The sequence below is a fragment of the Parasphingorhabdus sp. genome (assembly GCF_036964675.1).
Lineage (GTDB): Bacteria > Pseudomonadota > Alphaproteobacteria > Sphingomonadales > Sphingomonadaceae > Parasphingorhabdus.
Genome location: NZ_JBALTF010000054.1, coordinates 1,926 through 3,269 on the forward strand (window position 1 = coordinate 1,926; position 1,344 = coordinate 3,269).

2 protein-coding genes are annotated in these 1,344 nt (G+C 57.5%); one reads left to right on the plus strand and one right to left on the minus strand.

The genetic code is table 11. The annotated features are described in order from the left end of the window. Positions 1 to 163: 163 nt before the first annotated feature. Complete coding sequence (locus V7665_RS10075; RefSeq protein ID WP_335664407.1) at positions 164 to 862, minus strand: dienelactone hydrolase family protein; 699 nt, start codon at positions 860 to 862, stop codon at positions 164 to 166. Positions 863 to 993: 131 nt separating this feature from the next. Between V7665_RS10075 and V7665_RS10080 the strand changes: the two genes are divergently transcribed. Continuing rightward, the gene (locus V7665_RS10080; protein WP_335664408.1) at positions 994 to 1,266 is read left to right on the plus strand and encodes a DUF6489 family protein; all 273 of its coding nucleotides are present in this window, start codon (positions 994 to 996) and stop codon (positions 1,264 to 1,266) included. Positions 1,267 to 1,344 lie beyond the last annotated feature (78 nt).

The following is a 1,344-nucleotide window of genomic DNA, read 5'->3' on the forward strand; positions in this document are numbered from 1 at the left end:
ACATCGGCGGCGCTGAGATAGGCCATGACGATCGGCTTGCCGGCCTGCGGCGTATGGACAACGGGTGAGTGGAACACCGCATCATCGGCAAGCTGGTCGCTGAGACCGGACTTGCTCTTTTCCTCCATATGAGCATGCCAGAGTTTCAGATTGTCTGCCGTGCTCATGCGAGATGCTCTTCAAAAAAGGCTTCGGTGCGGCGGTCGGCCAGGCTGGCTGCCGGCTCATTGCGGCGGGCACCGAATTCAGCGGCAAAGCCGTGGTCGAGCCCCTCATAATCGTGCAGCGTCACCTTCGGGTGATCATTCAGTCCGGCGTGCATCGCTGCTTGCGCATCGGCGGGTACGAAACCGTCCGCCGTCGGAATATGCAGCATCACTTCATGGGCAATCGCCTGTTTTTCACCCAGCAGACCGTCGATACCGACGCCATAATAGCCGACCGACGCCCGGATATCGCTGCGGCAGGCGGTCATGAAGGCGAGCCGGCCGCCAAGGCAATAGCCGACACAGCCGACCTTGTGGCTGCCGATCGCACTTTGGGCAAAATGGATCGCTGCTTCAATATCGCGGATGCCCTGATCCTGATCGAACTTGCCCATCAGGTCGATCGCGGTCTGAAATTCTTCGGGCACGTCGGCATCCAGATCGACGCCCTCGCTGAGCCGCCAGAACAGGTCCGGCGCAATGGCGAGATAACCCAGGCTGGCCCAATGATCGCATTTGGCCCTGATGCCGTTGTTGACGCCAAAGATTTCCTGAATGACGATGATAGCGGCACTGGCTTTTCCGTCCGGTCGTGCGACGTAGCAGGGAAATTCCGCGTCTCCGCTCAGTGATTTCACTTGTTCCATCGCGCCCATCGTTAAACTCCTTTGCATCATCACTTGATTCTTTGCGTACAATATCCCCATATCAGATGCAGGCAAGGTCGAACATCAACCTGTTGCGTGAGGGGGGACTTCGCTGCAACGGCCAGACAGAGGAAGATATAATGAAAGTCAGCGTTGAACTGGACTGCACGCCGGAAGAGGCCCGCCGATTGATCGGCCTGCCCGATGTTGCAAAACTCAATGAAAGCTACGTCCAGGAAATGTCCAAATTCCTGCAGGGCGCCAATTCGGTCGAGCAATTGCAGAATTTCACCAAGATCATCGCGCCGATGGGCGAAGCGGGCCTGAAGATGTTTTCATCCTTCCTGACCGGAGCAATGGGCGCCGCGTCGGGTGGTTCAAAGTCGTCCTCCTCGAAGAAAAAGTCGGATTAGTCGCCGCTTTCTGCCATTATGACCGCCGATGATACTATTTTCGCTCTGTCCAGCGGACAGCCGCCGGCGGCGGTCGGA